General features: G+C 62.4%; 6 protein-coding genes. 1 reads left to right on the top strand and 5 read right to left on the bottom strand.

Annotated features, from left to right (window positions below; translation table 11 throughout):
* Positions 1-39: 39 nt before the first annotated feature.
* The 5 genes from WHT83_RS05305 to WHT83_RS05285 form a co-directional block, all read right to left on the bottom strand.
* The gene (locus WHT83_RS05305; RefSeq protein WP_406873183.1) at positions 40-1,245 is read right to left on the bottom strand and encodes an ABC transporter substrate-binding protein; all 1,206 of its coding nucleotides are present in this window, start codon (positions 1,243-1,245) and stop codon (positions 40-42) included.
* Between the two features lie 117 nt (positions 1,246-1,362).
* Positions 1,363-2,148: a lytic transglycosylase domain-containing protein gene (locus tag WHT83_RS05300; RefSeq protein WP_406873182.1), complete on the bottom strand. Its 786-nt coding sequence runs from the start codon at positions 2,146-2,148 to the stop codon at positions 1,363-1,365.
* Between the two features lie 25 nt (positions 2,149-2,173).
* Entirely contained in the window at positions 2,174-2,548 is a 375-nt protein-coding gene (locus WHT83_RS05295; protein WP_406873181.1) for a hypothetical protein, read from the bottom strand.
* 89 nt (positions 2,549-2,637) lie between these two features.
* On the bottom strand, positions 2,638-2,988 hold the full coding sequence (locus WHT83_RS05290) for a hypothetical protein (protein WP_406873180.1): 351 nt from the start codon (positions 2,986-2,988) through the stop codon (positions 2,638-2,640).
* Positions 2,989-2,995: 7 nt separating this feature from the next.
* Complete coding sequence (locus tag WHT83_RS05285; RefSeq protein ID WP_406873179.1) at positions 2,996-14,842, bottom strand: DUF5801 repeats-in-toxin domain-containing protein; 11,847 nt, start codon at positions 14,840-14,842, stop codon at positions 2,996-2,998.
* Here WHT83_RS05285 and WHT83_RS05280 point away from each other — a divergent pair.
* Complete coding sequence (locus tag WHT83_RS05280; RefSeq protein WP_406873178.1) at positions 14,825-15,847, top strand: hypothetical protein; 1,023 nt, start codon at positions 14,825-14,827, stop codon at positions 15,845-15,847. The two genes, WHT83_RS05285 and WHT83_RS05280, sit on opposite strands and share 18 nt — an antisense overlap.
* The last annotated feature ends 70 nt before the right edge of the window (positions 15,848-15,917 follow it).

Below are 15,917 nucleotides of genomic sequence, written 5' to 3'. Positions count from 1 at the left end.
ACGCCTTTTTCGTTGCCACAGCAACAGCGAGACGTGGGCCTAGAAGCCCGAGGTCGACTTTTCGATCTGCGTGAGCTTGCCCTTGTCGATGCGGAAGAACGGCATGGCGCGTTCGCCCGCACCATCCTGGCGGAAGCGGAAGACGCCGGTCGAGCCGCGGAAGCCGGTGGGGTTTTCGATCACCTTCCTGGTGAAGCCCTTCGGCCCCATGGCACTGGCGATGCCGGCGGCAAGCGCCACCGTGTCGTAGCCATAGGCGACATTGACGTCGGGCTCGTAGTTGTAGGTCTTGCGGAAACGCTCGGCGATCGGCCCGATCTCGGCGCTGTCGAGCGTGGCGATGTAGGCACCCTGCAAGACCGGATCGTCGATGCCGTGCTCGAGCCAGCGATTGGAGCCGACCAGCGTGACGTTCTTGCCGAGCACGCCCCTGGCCTTCAGCGCCGAGACCAGCGGCGCCGGGTTGGCGCCGCCACTGGCGATGACGACCGCCTGCGGATCGCTGACCAGCGCCATCATGTCGGCCACCGCCTTTTCCGAACCGCCCGGGCCGAAAGGCAGCGCCACGGCAAGCGAGGCGCCGTAGATCGAGAGGCTGTTGGCGACGCGCTTTTCGACCGCCTTGCCGGCCTCGCCCTCGGCCATGAACAGCACGAACTTGCGCGGACCCTTGGCGGCGATGGCGGCAGCGCCGGCGGCGGCACTGTCGGCTTCGTTGAGCCTGACCGAATAGACACCGGGCGCACCGGCATAATTGTCGGCAAGGGCCAGCACCAGCGGCCGGTTGGCGCCCGAGATTGCCGCCAGTTGCCGCACCGCGCCTTGCTCGGAAGGGCCGATGACCAGCTTGGCGCCCGAGGCCAGCGCGCCCGTGGTCAGCGTGCGCGCGCGGCCGTCATTGCCGCCGGTGTCCTCGACATTGAGCGTGATGAGATCGTTGCCGAGGTCGGCCATGGCCAGCGCTGCCGCGTCGCGCATCTTGCGGCCGCGGTCGCCGGCGGTTCCGCCGGCGGAGAGGGGCAAGAGCATCGCCACCTTGACCGGCCCCTTGCCGAGCGTTTCACCCGCCTTCGCCGGGCCGGCCTTCGCCGCGGCTGGCGCGGACACGGCACTGCCGTCGGCAGCGGTGCCCAGCACGTCCTCGCTGCCAGCGCCGGACTGGCAGGCGCCAAGGCCGAGCGGCAGCGCCAATGCGAGAGCCAGCAATGCGGCATGCCGCAAGTAGCGCTGTCGGGATACCGTCATCATTCCTCCCCTGGCGCAAGACCCCGATTTCGGCAGGGCCGTGCGCAGATTCAAAGTACTGCAGCGTCCGCGCCCAATGGGACACGTGGCGCAGCAAGGCACCCCCCGCATCCAGACCTAGCCGCCAAACAGCTTGGCGCGCAAGCTGCGGATATGACGCGCCTGGGCCGCCGGCCGGTATTCGGCGCAGCGCATGTAGCGCGGGCCCGGCACGAAGGAGCGCCTGACGCAGACGCCCTTGGGTGCCGCCGACCCGGTGACCGTGACTTCACCAAGGCCGGCCACGGCTGCGAAACCGAACGTCGCCTCGGGCACCGTACCGGTCACCGTGTGGCCGTCGCGCTTCAGGATCGCCCGGGCCCTGAGGCAATAGCGCACCGAAAGCGCAGAAAACCGCGTCTCGGCATGGCCTGCGCGGTATTTCATGACGGTCGTGCAGAGGTCGCCGCCGCCAAGCCGGAACGCGGCGGCGAGGTAGCGCACGCCAAGGGCGATGTTAGTGCGCGGGTCGGCCAGCTCGGCGAGCGTGCCGCGAAAACCCATCAGCCGGGCGGTGGCCGGCATCACCTGCATCAGCCCTATCTCGCCGTCGCCGCCGCGCGCCTCGGGATCGAAAAAGCTCTCGATCTCCATTACCGCAAGGGCGAACTCGGCCGGCAGGTCCCTGGCCGTGGCTTCGCAGGCGGCAAATGCACGGAAGGCTTCCCTGCCGGCATCGGCGCCCGGATCGGCGCATTGCGCCGGCGCCGCGACATGATCGGCCTGCGGCAGCCTGAACTCGGGAACGGCGGCGGAAGCCGCGGTCGCCGCCAAGGCCAGGCAGCCAAAAGCCGCGGCAGCGAAGCGCCGTCCCATCGCGCTGGGCCGGGGCCCATCGAGCGGCATCGCCACGGCGAAGGCCACAGGAGAACTCGTGCCCGCTGCCCGGCTAGTTCATGTACTCGACCATGCGGCTGTGGAAGCACTCGCATTTGTTGAGGTAGTCTTCGTCGCGGTAGTTGGTCTTGAGGTAGCCGTAGGCCTTGCCGCAGGCGACCTTGGCCTCCGAAGCCCAGACAAAGACCGGGCGTTTGGAATCGATCCACTGCGAGCTGTTCGCCGCCGCAACCGCTTCGTCCATCAGGCGCACGACCTCAGTGCGGAGCTCGCCGACATTCTCGTTCAGCGCCAGGCTGGACGTGCCGGCCATGCTGCAATAGCTGACCGTGGGCATGTCGATCAGGTCGGCCGCCACAGCCTGGCCGGCGAAGGCTGCCAGGCAAAGGCCGGCAAAGGCCGACCGAATCTTCCAGTTGAAAGCCATGAGAAGTCCCCTCTCCTGCCGGCATGCGTTGGTCGCCGGCTGCAACCCGTTGACGTCCCCACCCGGCAAACCCGGGCGTATTCAAAAACTCAAAACGTGCCGTGTCCCGACGACCCGTCTTCCTCGAAAAGGATGGTGAAGGGCACCATGGCGGCCATGGTATCCCCTGCCATCTCATCTGCCATCACAACGTCGACCGGCGCCGAACCCACCGCAACATCGGCAGCGGGCGCCAGCAGGTGCGGGATCAGGTCGGAGATCTCGATGACCTCGCCGAACAGCGCATCGGCGAGGATCTCGCCGAGCGCCGCCTGGTCGGTTGCCGGCAGCGGAGACGGGGCGAGTACCGGCAACGCGATCTCATCGTCGAAATATGCCGAAGCAGGCTCCGGCGAAATCTCGCCGGAGCTATCCGTGATGATGATCGTTGTCTTTGTCATATGCTGATCAAGTCACCGGAGCAGGAGGTTGGTTGTCATCGTACAGAACCGTGATGGTTGTGTGAATACCGGACAAAGTCGCCACTGAGACCATTGAACCACCTGCGGCAAGACCATTGCTGTCCACCATCACACTGGTATTCGTACCGTCATTGATCAAGCTTACCAGGGCTTCTGCTTCGTTGGCGTTATCGGGGCGGTTGTTGGATGAGAACGTCGCAAAGACATCCGTCAAATCAACAACGTCGCCAGACGTGTAGTCAGTGATCAAGTCGTCAATCGCAAGCGACAAGGCGCCGGATTCAATGACAAATGTGTCGTTGCCATCCCCACCAGTCAAAATATCGTACCCAAGACCGCCGGCCAGAATGTCGTCTCCGCCGCCACCAACGAGGACATCATTTCCAGCGTCGCCATTCAGAATGTCGTTGCCAACACTGCCAACGAGATAGTCGGCACCGCCGCCGCCATTGAGCGTGCTTCCGGAAACAAGAGTATCCGCCGCACTGCTTGCCGCGGCAGGTCCATAATGACCCGTTGCGGTGCTCCCATCACTGAACTGGACTTGGAACGGTACGTTGTTTGCCCCAAAACCAGCAGCAGTGTCGAAACCGCTAGTTGATGAATCAACATCAGCTTCAAAACGCAGCGTATCACCCTGCCTGAATGCTCCATCGTAAAATGTGACGACCAGCGTCTCACTATCGACTGACGTCACGCTTTGAATATCGGCAACAGTAATGGTCGACTGGCTGCCAATAGTGAATGGCACTGAGCTGCTGCCTGTCAGATCAAAGAAGGAATTGCCGTACGTGCTGATATCGATCGTGATCTGCTTGACGAAGTCCGATGCGGTCAACGCGGCGACATAGGTAAAGCCGAACTGGTTGGCATTGGTATTGCCGATAGAGCCAGCACGTATGTCAGCGTTAACTGTGTGGCCGCTGCGTCCGATCAGAATTTCGTCTGCTCCAGTTCCGGTGACAGTATTGCTGTTGACACCGGTAATGTTGACCTGCGCGCCATCGCTGGCCTGGCCATCGGTTGCGGTATAGTCGAACGAGCCATTGGCAAACGGCGCCTGAACGGCATGGGTGACGTCAAGCTCCACATTGTCGACCTGGATGCGTTGGTCTTGGTTATCATCATCCTCGTTGTAGAGGACCAATGCAACCTTGCCTCCGGGGCCAACGTAATCCGAGGCGTTGCCCGTTTTGGTTACCGTAAACAGGTGGTCACTTGTCGTGACGACTTCGGTGATCGTTTCCCAAGCCCCAGTGCTGTAATTGTAGATGCCGAAATCGATGCCTTCGTCGTTATCAGGTGATCCCACCTGCCGAGCTTCAATCCGAAAGACGATCTGGGTTATTGCAGACGGGTCCGGGGCGATATCGAACTCTGCCCAGAACACGGCGTTGTTGTCCTTGCCAGGGTCACCCGTTTGGAAGCGAACATCGTTTGTCGATTCGATATTGTTGTAGTCGGTATTCGACAAGTTTGCAGTGAAGGTCGTGGGCGCCGCCAGCGAACTCAGAGGCGTGTCGCCGGCCTCGGATGCCACAAATTGCCCTGCCCGATGGCCTCCCGACGCAACGGTCGTCGTAGTTACATCGGTGAACCTATACTGAGACACCGATTGTGTCGGGGCCGCAAGTGTCGGCGTGAAGACAACGTTCCCCCCGCCAGTCATGGCGCCCCCGCCGACAGCAGAACTGGTGCCATTGACTGCGAGCGGATCAAAGTTGGCATCGGTATCGTTTGCAAGCAGGGCAGCATGCGAAACGACGATCGGTGAGCCATCGACGACGTTGGTAAGCACGATATCATTGTTGGCTGCCGGCGCGGCGTTCTCTGGCATATCCTTGACGTTGACCGTCAGCGTGTAGGCCGAGTTACTGAACGTCGTCCCGTCGCCGACTTTAAAGCCGATTGTGGCGTAGTCCGTGCCGAATTCGTTGGCATCTGGCACGAAACGCAGGCCGCCGGCGTTGATGTTCGCAACCGTGAACTGCTGGTTTGCGGTTACCGACATCCAGCTGCTGCTGCCGGTGTTGTAGTATTGCAGCGAGCCGTTGCCAGGCAGCGTGGTGATTTGCACCCTTGCCAAGGAGGCACCCTCGACATCGTCGAAGGCTCCAAAATCGGCGATTTTGAGAAGGTACGTGGTGTCCTCGCTGATCGTCACCGCGTCATCGGTCGAAGTCGGCGCATCGTTCACCGCCGCCAGGTTGATCGTCAGCGTGTTCGGCGAGGTGTCGGTATTCTGCCCGCCATTGGCCGTGCCGCCGTTGTCGACCACCTGGAACGTCAGGTTGACCGGGCCGTTGGCATTCGCCGCAGGAACATAGGTCAACTGACTGGCGGCGATAGCGGTGGCCGAGATCGACGCTCCCGCAGCCACGGCAACACCGTTGAGCAGCAACTGCCCGCCTGCCGGCAGCGTCGTGATGATCACCGACTGGAGCGCGTTGTTGTCGCTGTCGGCGAAGCTGAAGTTGCCCGTCGTCAGCGTGACGGGGGTGTCTTCAGTACCGCTGATACCGCCATCGATGCCAGCCGGCGCCTGGTTGATGTTCTGAACGGTGATATCCAGATTTGCCGACGCCGTGTCGCCGTCGCCGTCTCGAACGACATAGGTGAAGTGCTCGACCTTGTCCTGGGTAACGCTGTTCGGCGCCTTGTAGCTCCAATCGCCGGCGTTCTTTCCGCCGGTGGTTGCGAAGTTGAAGGTGAAGGTCCCCCCGTTCACCGTGGTCACGGTGAACGACGTTCCGGCGATGGCGCTGCCGCCAGTGGACTTGGATATCTCGTTGGCGCCGTTCCAGGTGTAGGTCACGCCGTCGACCTCGATCGACTGGATACGGCCGCCATCGGCGCCGAAGCCGCCGTCATTGGAGAGCACGTTTCCAGTGGTCGAGCCTGGCAATGTACTCGTCAGGGTGGAGCTCAGTTGCGTCGCATCCGTGATGACGATCGGAGGGAAGTTGGCATTGCCATTCGCCCAGGCAACAGGATCGAGCGCACCAGTGCTTACGCCGGAACCGATGCCAACAGCATAGACATTGTCCACGGCGTCGTTGGTCCAGGCCTTGTTGTCCGGGTTAACAAGGAAGTTCTGCCAAACCGTCGTTTCGTTGGTGTCGAGCCCAGCATCGTTGGGATCGGGATCGCCATCGGACAAGAAGTAGACATTGGTGAGGTCGGCCGCCGTGGGACCCGTACCCCAGCTCGACCGAACAGCTCCGGTCGCCAAGTCGTAGTTGGTTCCGCCGCCGGTGACCCTGCTGTTGATGAAGCCTTCGATATCGGCCCGGTCGGCTGGATTGCTCCAATTGCCCCAGGTGGGGTCGTTTACCTTGATGCCGTCGTAGAACTCAACGACCATCACCTGATTGATGGTGACGCCGCTCGAATTGAGCAAGTTGAGTGCCGCTGCCTTGGCCATGGCCAGCCGCGACTGTACGCCCGGAGTATTGAGGTCGCCGTCCTCGGCCATGCTGCCGGACGTGTCGATGACCAGCACGACGTTCATGCTCGGCTTGGAACCCTCGACAACCGTCGCCGTATCGTTCTTTGCCAAAGGCATGTCGTCATCGACCTTGATCGACAGGGTGGCGTTGGCGGTATCGCCATTGCTGTCCGTGATCGTGTAGCCGAGGCTGATGTCGATATCATCCTCGGTACCGGCGGTCTTGTGGTCGAGCGCCTTGAGCAAGGTGAATTCGTAGCTTGTGCCGCTCAAGGTTACCTTGAATGCAGCATTGTTGGCGGCCGCAGTATCGCCGGAAGTGTCCGTGGTGCCGTACAGCGTCTTAGTGCCCGCTTCCCAATGGTAAAACAGCTGCTGTCCGCCGGCGCTAACCGTCGGATAGCCAGTCGCTGTCACCGCAGCGCCATTGGCGACGCCAAAGACCACAGAACCAGCCCCATCCAGACCAAAACTGCCAAGCGAGCCGGTCAACACCGACGGATTCGCATCACCGTCACTGTTCGTATTGTGATTGCCGGCAGCCAGATCGTCTTCATCGACGACCACCGCGGCAGCGGTCGCCGTCGGCGACGCACTGTTGAGCAGCTTTATCTGCTCGCTGCTGCTGTGCTCGTCCCCGTCGCGATCGACCACCTTGACGCCGAGCGTGAAGCTCTGGTCGGCGGCCACGGAGTTGTTCGGCGAGGCAAAGGTCCAGGTGCCATTTTGGTTGAAGGTGACGGTGCCTCCGGCAACATTCAACGCAAAGCTGTCGAAACTTGCCGTCGTGACGGTGTGGGTTTCGCTACCCGCGGAGAAAACGATCTCCTTGAGACCGTCAGCACCGGCAGCCTGATCCCAAGTGCCCGAAATCGAACCCCCCTCGGTTACCTGTGAGACATTGCCGTTGACGGCAGTCTCAGCCGTCGGTGCGTCGTCGTCGAAGGTGATGGCCAGTGTGCCCCAGACCGTCGAGCCGTCGGCGTCGGTGATGGTGTAGCCTAGGTTCACCGACGCATCGTTCTCGTCGTTCGGACCCTGCGCATGCATGACGTTGTCGAGCAGCGTCACCTTGTAGGCGCCCGTTGAAACGTCGGTGATCTCGACCTTGAACAAGTCCGTGCCGGCACGGTCCCCGTTTTCGATCGTCGCCGTCAGCACATTGTTGACAATGCTGTACTTGACCGTCTCCTGGCCGATCGCAACTCCGGTCTGTCCGTCGATCCCGGCAAATGAGAAGCCGTTCGAGCCCGCACCGTCGGCGCCGACGCTACCATCCAGCTTACCCGTGAAGGTCTTCTCGCTGGTATCGGCCGGATCGTCGCCCGTATTGGCGTTGAGATCACCCGCCGTGCTGGCCGAATTTCCGCCCGTCAGGCCATCGTCGTCAACCTTCGCCGTGACAGTGCCGGCCACAGGCACAGTCGGAGCGTTCGCATCCGTGATCGTGAAGCTGTGATCGGCCGTCGCAACGTCGCCATCGCCGTCCGTCACCTTGATCGTGAAGCTCACCGACGGAGCCGGCGTATTGTCCAAGCCGTTCGCCGCCGCGAAGCTCCAGCTGCCAGCAGTGACCGTCAGCGTGCCAAGCCCCGGAACCGCAATCGCCTGGCCCAGATTGTACTCGGCTCCACCGACGACCACCTTGGTCACCGCGCCCTCGACATCAGCGCCGATAGCCTGAGACCACGTCCCGCTGATCGTCGTGCCTTCCGCACCACTCGCAGGACCCGTCACGCCAACCGCCGGAACATCGTCGTTGAATTTGATCGTCAACGTGCCGGTGTCGGTGTCGGTGGTCGACGTGTTGGCGTCGGAGTCACCCACCGTGTAGTCGAGCGCTGTAAAGGCGTTTGCTTCGTCGCCGCCGGCGGCGTGCAGGACGTTGTCGAGCAGCGTCAGCTTGTAGGCGCCGGTCGCGGTGTCGGTGATCTGAATGGTGAACAGTTCACCGCGAGGTCCAGTAGCAGTCAGCGTCTTCGACGTGTCATCCCAGCTATAAATGACCTGCTCCTGACCAACTGTACCATACTTGGTATCCAGGTCGGCAAAGCTGAACACCAGCGCGCCATCGCCGCCGCTGCCCTCAAGCTTGCCAAGGAAGATCGCCTCGCTCGGATCACCCGGGTCCACTTCTCCCGCATTCGCGTCGATATCTCCGACTGAACCAGGGGCGTTATTGGCGCCTGGCAAGCCGTCTTCATCGACCGCAGCCCAGACATTTCCTGCCTGAGGCTTCGACCCGCCAAGCTTGATGTCGAAGGCATCCGACACCGTGTCGCCGTCGCCATCCTTGCCGGTGACCTCGAAATTCAGCTTGTCGATGAGTGCATCGGCATGCGTTTCGCCACCGACGCTGATGAGCTTGAATTTCGGGCTATTGCCCTCGACTGCGACGGTCTCGAATTCAAGGCTGAAGAACTTCAAGCCCGGATCAAGGACAGGCGGAATCGTGACGAAGCCGTCCGAACTGATGTTCAAACTACTGCCGCTCGCGACAACGTTGCCGTCTTGATCCTTGGCGACCCAGTCGAGGCGAGCCGTTCCATTGCCAAAATGGTTGACGCCAAGCTTGGCCGACGTCATCTCGACATCATAAACGACGGCAAACTTCTCGCCGGGATTCATGCCATTGTTGCCAATGCCAATGCCGTCTGCAGAGCCATTGAGCAGGCCGCCGTCGAGGCCCTTGAGGGTGAAGCCTTCGTAGTCCCTGGTCGCGGTCGGCCCAAAGCCACCCGAAACGGAGACTTCCGGCAGCGTGTTGCCGCCGCCCGGCAGCGAGTTCACCTGGTTGAAGGTGTAGGTGCCGTCGCCATTGAGCTGAAGCGTATAGAGCGTTGGGCCGTTCTGGCCGCCAATCGTGGCTGTCAGGGTCTTGCCATCGGGGGAGAGGCTGGTGGTGATGCCCTCGAGCTCGGGCCAACCGGTGATGCGCAGCCCGTTCGTGGCGTGCTGGCCGTCTTCGCCGAAGGCAAGGTTCAGGTCGCCGGTGACAGCCGCATTCAGGGCCGAAACCGCGCCGTCCTCGATGCCGCCATCGACGAATTCAGGGCTGTCGTCGTCGACGTTGACGACCATATTGCCCGTCGCGGTGTCGCCGTCGCCGTCGGTAATTGTGAAGCCGAAGTCGAGCGGACGATTGTCCTCGAAGGAGGTCTCCTGCTCGCTCGTGTCAGGGTTGTCCGTAACCGAGTGCACCAGCGGCTGAAGCATGGTCAAGGTGTAGTTGCCGAAGGCGTCGATGGTCAGGGTGTAGACGGTGACACTGGTACCGTTGACGTCGATCGTGCCGGTGAGCGTGCCGCCAGCATCCGCACCGTTCTGCACCCAATTCTGGGCAACGTCGTACTGCGTCCCGATGCCATTGGCGACATGGATCGCCTTGAGGCCGTCAATGCCTTCTGCAACGATCGACTTGAGCCCGTCGCTGCCGGCATCGAAATTGATCTTGCCGGTCGCGACATTGCTCGCGCCGTCATCGCCGGGGCCGCCCGCAATGCCCGTGGCACCGCCCGGCACATTCTCGTCATCGATGGTGGTGGTGTAGACCGCCTTCAGGCTGACATTGTCGAGCAGGGCGCCATGCTGGTTTTCGCTGCCGGTACCCTTAAAGGCGAGCACGGCGTTAGGGCCGGTGGCGGTCACGTTGATCGTGATCTGCTGCAGACCGGGGGCAACATTGTTGTTGGCCGGGATCTCGTAGACGAGCTTGCCTTCGAACCAGACCTGCATGCCGCTGGAACCGGCGCCATCGCCGCCACGCGGCGAATAGGCGAAGCTCAGCTGATAGGTCTGGCCGGCCTCTGTGCCAGTAATCGTCTGCTGGATCGTGGCGTTCGTGGAGGTGGTGGTGTTGATGTCGCCAACGTTGCCGTTGGACGAATTGCCGACCGTGTCGGAATCGAGCTCGACCAGCGCATTGCCGTACGGGGTGCTTACGCCGCCGGCACCACCCGTCTGGACCTCGAACGGCACGTTGCCGTCGGACGTCCAGCCGTCAAGCGAGTGGAAGATCTCCCAATCCTGGTTGCCGAGGATATTCTCATGGCCGCTTTCGAAGCTGCCGTTCTGGATCAGCTCCTGTCCGAGGGCAGGCACCGTCGGGACGACAGAGGTCACCTTCGGACCGTCGTCCTCGAACAGGACGCGGCCGGAGATGTCGGCGCTGCCCGTCGCGGTGTCGCCATCGCCGTCGGTCGCGGTGACGCTCACCGAAACCGTGTTGGCAGCAAGCGTGATGCCTTCGTCGTGGCTGTTGGTGTCGGGATGATGCAACGACACATACTGGGCGATCGTGACGACGCCCGTGCCGGCATCGACATGCAGCGCGAAGGCGACCTTGTCGGTGCTGGTGACGCCGTTGCCGTCGGCGTCGTAGACACCGATGACCCGGCCGCTGGCGTCCTTGTAGAGGAAGATCGGCTTGCCTTCGGTGGTCTCCAGGCCGGAATTCACGCCATTGTCGTTGGCGAGTTCAAGTGCGAAGACCCGAGAGTTGTTGGCAGCCGGACCATCGGCGCCGAAGGCAATGTCGGCATTGACGATAGAGCCGGTGCCTTGGGCATACTGCACCGACATGTCGAGATCGGTACCAGCGTTGACGTCATCGAACAGATTTTCAATCGCCAGGGTGGCGGCCACTTCGTCGGACGCAGGGTCAATGGCCGCGGTCTCGTCGATGACGATGATGTCGTTCAGCTTGACGTTGGCGAGGTAGGTGCCGGTGTTGTCGCCGGACGTGCCCACTTCGCGGAACTCAAGCGTGTTGTTCCCGCCGATGGCCGGAACGTTGATGACGATGGTCTGCATCGGACCCGTGTTGGGCTGGTAGACGCCGACAACCTGGCCGTTCCAGATCACCTCGAGCTTTGCGCTGCCGGCGACAGTACCGTTGGCGGCGCCGATCTCGAAGGACAGGCCATAGCTTTCGCCGGCCGTCAGGCCTGAGATGGTCTGCGAGATCTGGATGTTGCCCGGCGAGGCCTCGAGATCGACCATGACGCTGTTGGTCGGGCTGTCGGCGCCGAGATAACCATCGGCGACCTTCTCCAGCACCACAGTGCCCGCACCTCCGGTCTCGGAGGCTTCGATCTTCCACCCGGCCGCCTGACCCGTGGCGGCGGTGCCGCTGCCCGTGCCCCAGGCGCCGTTGTTGCCTGTGAAGCCGTCTATGAACAGGCCGTTGGCAACCGACTGCGGCGCAGTCACGGTCAGCTTCGGGCCGTCATCCTGGAACTTGATGACGTTGCCGACATTGACGGTGGCGCTGGTGGTGTCGCCGTCGCCATCCTTGGCCGTGAGGACGACCCTGATGTTGTTGGCTGCGAGCGACAGTTCCTCGTCATGGCTGGCGCCCTGGTTCGGATGCTGCAGCGAGACGTATTGCACGAGCGTGACCACGCCCGACACCGGGTCGATGCCGACCGCGAATGCAGCAGGGTCGCCCTGGTCGATCTGGCCACCGGCAGCGTCGAAGCGGCCGACGATGATCCCACCTTCGTCAAACAGGTGGATTACCTGACCCTCGGTGGTGAGCAGCGTCGTGCTCGCGGAACCGATGTTGAGCGCGTAGGTCAGCCCGCCAGCGCCATCCGCACCATAGTCGACGTTTGCCGTGACGATGGCGCCCTGCGACTGGGCGACGCCAATGGGGCCGACGCCGTTGTTAACGTGCGGGTCGCTGCCGGGGTTGAGAACGTTCAGCGGCGAAATCGTGCCGGTGTCGTTGGCGTCGAGATCGTTGCCAGGCGTTTCGTCGTGAACCACGCCAGCACTCGCGACCGGCGCGGTGATCTTGGGGCCGTCGTCCTCGAACACGATCTTGTTGCCGATGACGACCGACCTCTCGACCGCATCGCCGTCGTTGTCGGTCGCTGTGAGAACGACTTTGACAAGGTTACCTAAATTGACCGGCTCGTCGTGCGAATCGTTCAAGCCATTGCCCGGCTTCGGATGCTGCAGCGGCAGGTATTGGGCGATGCTGACGCCACCGTCCTGATCGAGGGCGACCGCGAAGGCGATCTGGCCGTTCGGATTCGCCGAGCCGTCGGCATTGTCCACGCGGCCGACGATCAAACCGTCCACGAGGTAGAGCGATATCTGGCTGCCGGAGGTTGTCTGCAGGTTGGAAGCAAGGCCATCCGTGCCGTTAACCTGGCCGTTGAGGGCAAGCGCGATCGACATCGTGATCGGCTCATCGGCACCCGGCGCAAGAAGGTCGGTGCCATATCTGACCACGTCACTCTGGTGTGCGTAGCCAAGGGCCGCCGGCTGGTCGAGCGACGCGAACTGGGCGGCAATGTCCGCATCATCGATGTCATCGCCCTGGAGACCTGCCGTTTCATCATGCGTCACCGCGGCGCCGGTCGCCTTGATGTGGACCTGCGGGATGTCGTCGACAACTGACACGTTGACCTTGCCGGCCAAGGTGACGGAATCGCCGTCCCGGTCCGTGGCCTGGATGACCGAGCCGAAGTCGATCGACGAGATCGGCGCGCCGTCGGTCTGCAAGTCCTCATTCTGATTGGCACCGGACGCCGGCGCAACATGATCGAGCTGGTCGACCAGGCGGAAGGTGAAGTCGCCATCGCCGTCGAGCGTCATCGTGAAGACCGGGCGGTCCGGGCCATTGACGTTGTCGACGAAGGCGACAAGCGTGTTGCCGACCACGGCATAGCTCAAAGGCGAACCCTTGGACTGCAGTCCAAGGGCTTCCATCTGGTCGACCGCCGTCGCGGTGAACCCGAACCCACCGCCGGCAGCGGCGCCATCGGCACCGAAGTTGACCAAGCCTGCGACCGATTCCGACGCCTTTGCTGCGCCCGTAAACCACTCGGTGTCGCCGTCGGGCGATGTACCGTGCGAAAGCGCAGTCCAGATGTCGTCTTCGTCAACCTTGACGGACGCATTGCCCGGCTTGATCGACGGGCCGTCGTCCTTGAACACCAGATTGTCGCCGATGTTCAGGGTCGCCGACTGGCTGTCGCCGTCGGCGTCGGAGACCGTGGCGGTCAGCTTGACCAGATCTTCGGTCAGGCTGCGGGAGTCGTCGTTATTGTCTGGATTTTCGTGCCTGACGGCGCGGATCTGGTCGAGCGTAACCGTGCCGCTTGGGTCGACCTTGACGGTAAACACGAGGAGGCCACCGGCGGTCTTGCCCTCGACCGTGCCGTTGTTCATGCTCAGCACGACCTGCTGTCCGGTTGCGGTGTCGACGAGGCCGGAATTGCCGGCGACCACGCTCAGGGCGTAAGTGACGGATCCGGGACCATCAGCGCCGTGGGACGTAACAAAATTGCCGGCAAAGGACCCCGTTGCATTGGTGCCGAGGGTGGACTCGTCGACCGTGAGCACGGCCCCATCGCCGTTGCTGACGATCGTAGGCGTGTCGTCATCGACATTGATCTGCAGCGTGCCGTTGGCGGTGTCGCCGTCATTGTCGGTGACCTGATAGGTCAAGGTGAAGAACTGGTTGTTTTCGTTATCGCCCGTCGCGTGCTTGATCGGCGCATTCTGGGTCACGGTATAAGCGCCGGTAGCGCTGTCCAGCGTGACGGTGAGCACCTTGGTGCCGTTCTGATAGACCTCCAGCGCACCGTCGGCGCCCGGCTTATACTCGAAGCCCGTCGGGAAACCCGTCATCAGCCACGCGACCGAGCCGCCGTCGGCACCGAAATCGAGGCCGAGATTGTCGGAGACGTTGGCGCTGTCGGCGTCGTCGCCGGTACCGCTGGGATTGCCGCCAAGCGCGTCGTCGTCGAGAAGCACAACCTTGTTCTCGGACACGCTGGGACCGTCGTCCCTGAACACAAGGTTCGCACCGATATCCAGCGAGGCGGACTTGGAGTCTCCGTCTCCGTCGGTGATGGTCGCGGTCAGCTTGACCAGATTGTCGAGGAGGCTCTGGCTGTCGTCATGATTGTCCTGATCGGCATGCTTGACTGCGCGGGACTGGTCGAGCGTGACGTTGCCGTTAGCGTCAACCTTGACGGTAAACACCAGGGCATTGCCGACAGCGGTCCTGCCCTCGACGACGCCGTTGTTCATGCTGAGCAGAACCTGCTCGCCGGTAGCGGTATCCAGGAGACCGGACTCGCCGGCAACCACACTCAAGGCGTAAGTGACCGTTCCTGCGCCGTCGGCGCCAAATGCCGTGACAAAGCTCGACGCAAACGACGTCGTTGCGTCGTCGGCGAAGTTAGATTCGTCGACGACAAGCTCCGGCTCGTCGGCATCAGCCAGGCTGATTTCCGGGCTGTCGTCCTCGATCTGCAAATTCACATTGGCCGTCGCCGAACCGCCGTTGGGGTCCTTGACGGTCACCGGCACGTCGAAACCGATGACATCCTCCACGCTGTTCACGGGGTGGTCGATCGGCCCCATGATCGTGACCTGGAACGCACCGGTGCCGGGATTGGTGATCTCCAGGCGGATGATCTCCTGATCCGGACCTTCGCCGCCATCGATCTTGCCGACCAGCAGGTTGGGGCCGACGAGTTCCCAGGTAATCGGCTGGCCGCCGGAGGTGAGGCCGGGCGTAGTGGGCAGGCCGAGGCTGTAGGTCAGCGCATCGCCGTTGGGATCGGTCGCGCCGAAGAAGCCCGAGTAGCTGGCGCTGTTGGACTTGTCGTCCGGATCACCCAGATCATCCTGGATTCCGCCCCCGAGTCCCTCTTCCGAGAGACGAACCGAGAAGCCGGCGAATTCCGGATCAGCGTTCTCGCCGAGGGTCAGTTCGCGGCCATCGTATTCGGGGAAGGCCAGCGCGGTCGGCGGCAGAAGGGCCGACAGGTCGAAACCGTCGCCGATGCCGCCGGCAGGCAGTTCGAAGTTGCCGCCCGAGCTCGAGGCCGAGCCACCAGCAGCCGAAATCGAGCCATCGGCGCCGAAGGCGACGTTGATGCCGCCGGCTTCGAGGGCCGCAATCAGCGCGACGCGCGGAACTTCGACATCGCCGATCAGGAAGGTCGGAACGTTGGCAGCGGCGTCCTTGATGACGATGACGCTGCCGTCGGCCTGTTCGAGAACAAGGTTGTCGCCGTCGACCTTGATGTTGTCGATCGAGACGCTGGCCGGCAGGTGCACGACATTGGAAGCGTCAGCGACATATTCGGCCTGCGCCTGCGCCGGAGCGGCTGCGCTCGGCTGGGCCTGGACCGGCTGGCCGGAACCTGCGTCGACGGGAACGGGATCGGCTTGAGCTGCCGGCTGCTGTGGCGAGACGCCTTCGGCCTGCGCCAACTGGACCGTGCCTGCTGCCGAAGCACCTTCGAGTGCACCCGAGACGTTCTCAAACTCAATACTGGTCGCCATCGCCATATCCCCCTGCCTAATTGGCTCGACAGAACAAGGCGCCAATCGTCATTGCAACCTAATGCGATCCACTAATATATATCTTGATATGTGATCTTTTCTCTTTTTTTCTTTTGGTAAACTGGCGGTGCATACCACAGTATGT

This window comes from Aminobacter sp. P9b, assembly GCF_045345995.1.
Lineage (GTDB): Bacteria > Pseudomonadota > Alphaproteobacteria > Rhizobiales > Rhizobiaceae > Aminobacter > Aminobacter niigataensis.
Note: the sequence above shows the minus strand (reverse complement) of the source record. Positions and strands in the feature narration are given on the sequence as shown.